The organism is Draconibacterium sp. (assembly GCF_041583095.1).
GTDB lineage: Bacteria > Bacteroidota > Bacteroidia > Bacteroidales > Prolixibacteraceae > Draconibacterium.
Map to the genome: position 1 here is coordinate 1 of NZ_JBFHGM010000299.1, position 6,029 is coordinate 6,029.

At 42.9% G+C, this 6,029-nt stretch carries 5 protein-coding genes and 1 pseudogene; 2 read left to right on the forward strand and 4 right to left on the reverse strand.

Going from position 1 to position 6,029, the window contains the following annotated elements; genetic code table 11:
- Window positions 1-205 precede the first annotated feature (205 nt).
- From ABZB17_RS19510 to ABZB17_RS19520, 3 genes are all read right to left on the reverse strand, one after another.
- Entirely contained in the window at window positions 206-1,528 is a 1,323-nt protein-coding gene (locus ABZB17_RS19510) for a DEAD/DEAH box helicase (RefSeq protein WP_045032120.1), read from the reverse strand.
- A 61-nt stretch (window positions 1,529-1,589) separates the two neighbouring features.
- Complete coding sequence (gene dprA, locus ABZB17_RS19515; RefSeq protein ID WP_372652746.1) at window positions 1,590-2,693, reverse strand: DNA-processing protein DprA; 1,104 nt, start codon at window positions 2,691-2,693, stop codon at window positions 1,590-1,592.
- Window positions 2,694-2,712: 19 nt separating this feature from the next.
- Window positions 2,713-3,165 (reverse strand): hypothetical protein, encoded by a 453-nt coding sequence (locus ABZB17_RS19520; protein WP_372652749.1) that lies wholly within the window; start codon window positions 3,163-3,165, stop codon window positions 2,713-2,715.
- A 97-nt stretch (window positions 3,166-3,262) separates the two neighbouring features.
- Between ABZB17_RS19520 and aroB the strand changes: the two genes are divergently transcribed.
- Window positions 3,263-4,327 (forward strand): 3-dehydroquinate synthase, encoded by a 1,065-nt coding sequence (aroB, locus tag ABZB17_RS19525; RefSeq protein WP_372652752.1) that lies wholly within the window; start codon window positions 3,263-3,265, stop codon window positions 4,325-4,327.
- Window positions 4,328-4,363: 36 nt separating this feature from the next.
- The gene (locus tag ABZB17_RS19530; protein WP_372652755.1) at window positions 4,364-5,596 is read left to right on the forward strand and encodes a 3-phosphoshikimate 1-carboxyvinyltransferase; all 1,233 of its coding nucleotides are present in this window, start codon (window positions 4,364-4,366) and stop codon (window positions 5,594-5,596) included.
- Window positions 5,597-5,684: 88 nt separating this feature from the next.
- Here the strand turns inward: ABZB17_RS19530 and ABZB17_RS19535 are convergent.
- Window positions 5,685-6,029: pseudogene (locus tag ABZB17_RS19535) on the reverse strand (hypothetical protein); the annotation flags it as partial.

Genomic DNA, 6,029 nt, shown 5'->3' on the forward strand with positions numbered 1-6,029 from the left:
AAAAACGCATGTTAACAAATTGTATATGGCAGGCGGGGGTTTTAGCGGTCTGACAAGTCAGACCTTGCACCCACTTTCCTGCGGGTCTGACACGATTTCTTCCAGAAATCCCGCCCGACCACATACAAGTGACCGTTATTTGCTTGTAACCACCGCCCAAAAAGAAAAAAAGCCAACGAAAATCATCGCTGGCAATTTTATACTGTTACTTTTTTCTTTTCTTTCGTTTCTGACGCTCTTTGGTGCGCGAAAATTTATCTTCGAACGAACGTTTTGAAGAGCCTTTCCTTTTTTTCTGATGAAAAGCGCCCTGGAACGTAGGATCGTCGATTTTGCGCTGACGGTCGATCTCGCGCAGCATATCCTGGCTTTCTTTAAACTCCGATTCGACAACTTCTATCCCTTCGGGTAAATCCAAAAGCTGAATTTCCTGGCGCATCAAACTTTCAATCTTTTTCCAGTGCCACTCTGCCGCCGGATCGATTAAGGTAATTGCATCTCCTTTATTTCCGGCACGAGCAGTTCGGCCAATACGGTGGATATAATCGTCGTAATCGTTCGGCAAATCAAAGTTAATTACGTGGCTCACCTGGCTCACATCCATACCACGCGCCGAAACATCGGTAGTAATTAATATCCGAACTTCACCACTTTTAAATGCCTGGATAGAATTAATACGCGAATTTTGCGCTTTGTTCGAATGGAGAATCCGTTTTTCGCCTTCCGCTTTTCGTTGAACCACTTTGTAAACACCCTCGGCATGTTCTTTTGTTTTCACAAAAATTACCACACGCGTAAATTTCTCTTCATCCTGAAGCAGGTGTTTGATGAGGTTTAGTTTTGTTCTGTAATTCGGAACTTTATAGCAAGTTTGTGTTACCAAACCAACCGGAGTGGCCGACGGTGCTATTTCCAGTTTATCGTAGTGATCGAGAAATTCTTCTGCAAGCTTTTCAATCTTTTCCGAGAAGGTAGCCGAAAACAACAGGTTTTGCCTGCGCGACGGAATAATTTCCTGAAGTTGTTTGATTTGAGGGATAAATCCCATGTCGAGCATACGGTCGGCTTCGTCGATTACCAGGTATTTTACCTTTTTTAACCGCAGTGCACCGACCTGGTACAAATCCCACAAACGGCCCGGCGTGGCAACCAGAATATCTATTCCCGGCTCGAGCAAAGCAGCATGTTTTGTCCAACCAATACCTCCAAATACTGCCGCATGGCGCAACTCCGAGTAACCAGTTAATTCTGCAATATCTTCACCCACCTGAATCGATAGCTCGCGTGTTGGAACAAGAATTACAACACGCGGATCAACTCCTTCCGGCTTTTTTAAACGAGATAGCAAGGGAAGCAGGTAAGCCGCCGTTTTTCCGGTTCCGGTTTGGGCCACACCAACAATATTCACCCCCGAATTAATTTTCGGAATAGCTCTTTCCTGTATGGGAGTTGGCGTAGTAAAACCAATATCGTCGAGCGATTTTAATATCGATTTTGCAACTTTTAAATCTTCAAAAGTCTTCTTCATTCTATAAAATTTAGAAAACAACGTTTTCTGTTTCGGTGCAAAATTAGAAAATAAAGCCGACTTACCTCAATTTGTACATTTTACCGGGCAACGCATGCACCAGGTTCTTAAATTCGAGGTTTAACATTGTGGCCGAAATACGGCTTACCGGAAGTTTTATTTCAGCCGAAATCTGATCGATAAAAAGTTCGCCTTTTTCTTTTAACAGGTCAACTACTTTTTGTTCGTTGGGATTTAAATCGATAAACAAACTCGACTGCACGGCGTCAACTTTATCGGTTTTTTTCCAACCCATAAAATATTCCAGATCGTTAATCCCTTCAATTAAAGTCGCTCCGTTATTTCTGATCAGCAGGTTACAGCCTTTTGAGTATGTGTCGCCTGCGCGGCCCGGGAAAGCAAAAACATCGCGGTTATACGATGAGGCAATATCGGCAGTAATTAGCGAGCCCCCTTTTTGTGCCGATTCCACCACAATTGTAGCATCGGCCAATCCGGCAATAATCCGGTTGCGTTTAATAAAATTGGCAGGGTCTATTTTGGTGTTGCTCGGAAAATCGGTAACAATGCCACCACATTCCAGCATTTTTTGCGCCGTTTGTTTGTGTATAGCGGGGTAAAGCGTATCGAGCCCATGAGCAATAACACCAACGGTCGGCAAATTGTAGTTCAGGGCACATCGGTGGGCTTGTACATCAATACCATAAGCCAAACCACTCACGATAAGAATGTTGTATTTTCGTTCGGCAAATTCGCGGCACAGATTTTCTACTATTGTCCGACCGTATTCGGTGGCGTTACGTGTGCCCACAATGCTGATTACACGTTCGGCGTCAAGATTCATGTTCCCCTTCGTGTAAATAATAAGAGGTGCGTCAACACAACTTTTTAACCGGCGCGGATAAGTGGCGTCGGTATAAAAGTGAATGTCGATTCCGTTTTTAGCAATGTACTCCAGTTCCTTTTCTGCCAGTGGCAGTACATTGTTTTTCTTTATCTGGCGGGCATAAGCTTCTCCAATTCCGGGAACTTTTGTTAATGCTTTGGCCGATTGCGAAAAAACACCTTCAGCGCTGCCAATATAGGCAACCAGGTTGCGGGCAAGAATACCTCCAATGTTGGGAAGCATCGATAGTGCCACTTTGTATTTAAGGTCTTCGTTCATAAGTGCAGGGAGCTCAGGCTTAGTTTTTTATGATTGAATTGAGTGATTCCTGAATACGTTTGCGGTCGTCGATAGTTAAGCCGGCCAGGCTAACTGTCGGGTATTCGGCTATTCCCCGATCGGTTTTTATTACAAGCGTTACATCGGATAATTTACCAAAAAATGAATCTTCGAAAAGTGCCTTTCTTAAACGGTACTTGGGAAATTCAATGGAATTATAAACCTTTCCGGTAAAACTGATCACTTTGTAATAGCGAAGAATAATTTTGTCTGTATCGTCGGAATATTCGATGTATTGATAATCGGCCACATGAAAATAAAGGTACCACATGGAGAAAACGCCCAACCCGGCCAGTGCAAGCAGAACATGGTCGAGCAAAAACAGCGCCAGAATACCCAGCGCAATTAGTATGGAAATCAGGAAGAATATTTTTTTGATCTTCGAAACCTTTTCGGTGTTTTTTATTGTCATCGTTCGTTATTAAATATCTAAAACTATTGCCACGGGCACCCTTATAAAAAGGCAATGCCATTTTTATTGTAACTTTATCGCAATTTAGCAGCTACTTATGGGAAATTCAAAAATTTACTCTAAAATAATTTACGGCCGAAAGTTGGAACAGGAACTTCAGGCTTATATCGATAACTATCCGAATGGCAAAGTGTTTCTGGCTACCGAAGAAACCGTTGATAAACTTTGGGTAGCCAACCTGGATAATTTTCTGGCAGAAAACAACATTAAAAAAGTTGTTGTTCCGGCCGGAGAGCGCAATAAAAAGATTAGTTCGGTTGAAACCATCTGGCAGTTTTTGTCGGAAAACGAGGGCGACCGCAAATCCTTGCTTATTAATATTGGCGGCGGAATGCTTACCGATCTTGCCGGTTTTGCAGCCAGCACTTTTAAACGAGGTATCGATTTTCTGAATGTGCCAACAACTTTGTTATCGCAGGTTGATGCCTCGGTGGGTGGAAAAACAGGGTTTAATTTTAACGGCTTAAAAAACGAAATTGGCGTATTTAAAGAACCGGTTGCCGTTGTTATAAATACGGATTTTTTGAAAACCATCGATCGCAACAATTTTATTTCGGGGTTTGCCGAAATGATTAAACACGGATTGATTCACAGTCCTGAGCATTTGGCAGAGCTTAAAGATTTTGATTTCGATACTATTGATTACGATCTGTTGCAGGAAATCATCCGCCACTCAGTAAACGTGAAAGAATATTTCGTAGCCAACGACCTTACTGAAAATAATATCCGTAAAGCACTGAATTTCGGGCACACGGTTGGTCATGCTTTCGAAAGTCTGGCCATGAAACAGAACCGGCCCGTTTTGCATGGTTATGCTGTTGCTTATGCCATGATCGCTGAACTTTTTCTATCTGTAAAAATGTGTGGTTTCCCGCAAGCCGATTGCGATAAGCTAACCAATTGGATGTTGGATATTTACGGCAAATTCGAAATTGAAGAGACCGATTTTGAAGCTTTGTATCAATTAATGACACACGACAAAAAGAACGAATCGGGCCGAATTAATTTTACACTTCTGCCAAAAGTTGGTAAAATTGCCATCAACCAGAATTGTAGCAAAGAACTGATTCTGGAAGCGCTTAAATTCTACAAAAGTCTGTAACGTACAGGCGGAATTAACCTCATTATTACATTTGAAATGATCTACCAGGTAACTACCGACATAAAAGAAATTAAGGGAGCAATTAACCTTCCGGCTTCAAAAAGTATAAGCAACCGGGCACTCATTATTAATGCTTTGAGTTATAGCCCTTATCCGATTCGAAACCTGTCGGACAGCGACGATACAAAAGTATTGACGGCAGCATTGTTTTCAAACAGCAATAAATTCGATATCGGGCATGCCGGAACCGCGATGCGTTTTCTTACCGCTTTTCTGGCAAAAATTGTTGGCGAGTGGGAGATAACCGGATCAGAACGTATGCAGCAACGCCCCATTTCAATTTTGGTAGATGCGCTAAATAAACTAGGTGCGCAAATTGAGTACCTGGGGACTGAAGGTTGTCCGCCACTGAAGATTTTGGGTTCGCATTTAAAAGGGCAAACCATTGAGTTGGACGGAAGTGTGTCGAGCCAATATATTTCGGCACTTTTGCTAATTGCTCCAACCATTGAAAACGGACTGACTTTAAAGCTGAAAGGCAATATTACTTCGAGGTCATACATAAAACTTACGCTGGAACTGATGGCCAAATTTGGCATTCAGTACCGTTGGGACGATAACGTGATTTTTGTGCCGGAACAAAAATATTTTGCCCTCGATTTTACCTGCGAAGCCGACTGGTCGGGTGCTTCTTACTGGTACCAGATTATGGCACTGGTTGACAATGGCGAAATTTTGTTGGAGAATCTTTTACTCGATAGTTTGCAGGGCGATGCAAACATTGCCTCATGGTTTGAGCAGTTTGGGGTAACGTCAACACAAAAAGAAGAGGGCGTTCTGTTGGAAAAACACAAAAACCGTCAGCCCGAGAAATTGGTACTTGATTTTATTGAGAACCCTGATGTGGCACAAACTATGGCGTGTTTGTGTGTGGCTAAAAATATTCCCTTCCACTTTTCAGGTTTAAAAACTTTGAAGATCAAAGAAACCGACCGGATTACGGCGCTGCAAAACGAGCTGGCAAAATTTGGTGCGTCCATAGCCGAGCCTGAGTTTGGAGAACTGGCCTGGGATGGAAAACTTGATCAGGAACAACAGGAAGAAAATCCGATTATCAATACCTACCACGATCACCGCATGGCGCTGGCTTTTGCTCCAATGGCCTTGGCCGGATTTTCGATGCGAATTGATAATCCGATGGTGGTTACCAAATCGTACCCCGGTTTTTGGGAAGACCTCAAACAGGTGGGTTTTTCGATTGAAGATTAAAAAAAGCCCGGTTGTTAGCCGGGATGTCAGTCTGAGCGGAGTCGAAGACTGTATCTTCCACACTTCGACTTCGCTCAGTGTGACATTTCTATAGCTTAATAAATATCTTCTTTTTATAAAGTATCCAGGCCGGAATAAAATTGAAGCCAATAAACAGGGCGGCATACAAAAAGCTGCCCATTTCCAAACTCCAACCGGCGTTTTCAAACATACTCATCCAGTGGTTGTTTAAGCTGCTTCCTCCAATTTTCCAGGAATAAAAAGGCAGACGCCACACATCGGCCAGTACATAAACGGCAATGGCATTCGATCCAAATATAATTCCCGGTTTGGTTAAACGTCTACGGCCAAGCATATCTACAAAAAAGATGCTCACAGCTAGAACCATTCCTGCCAGTCCCGAAGTAACCAACACAAACGAACTGGTCCAGAT

What these genes read in the sequence shown, in the direction of transcription:
- ABZB17_RS19510 (WP_045032120.1), bottom strand. Translation starts at nt 1,528, where the DNA reads ATGAAGAAGACTTTTGAAGATTTAAAAGTTGCAAAATCGATATTAAAA.
- dprA (WP_372652746.1), bottom strand. Translation starts at nt 2,693, where the DNA reads ATGAACGAAGACCTTAAATACAAAGTGGCACTATCGATGCTTCCCAAC.
- ABZB17_RS19520 (WP_372652749.1), bottom strand. Translation starts at nt 3,165, where the DNA reads ATGACAATAAAAAACACCGAAAAGGTTTCGAAGATCAAAAAAATATTC.
- aroB (WP_372652752.1), top strand. Translation starts at nt 3,263, where the DNA reads ATGGGAAATTCAAAAATTTACTCTAAAATAATTTACGGCCGAAAGTTG.
- ABZB17_RS19530 (WP_372652755.1), top strand. Translation starts at nt 4,364, where the DNA reads ATGATCTACCAGGTAACTACCGACATAAAAGAAATTAAGGGAGCAATT.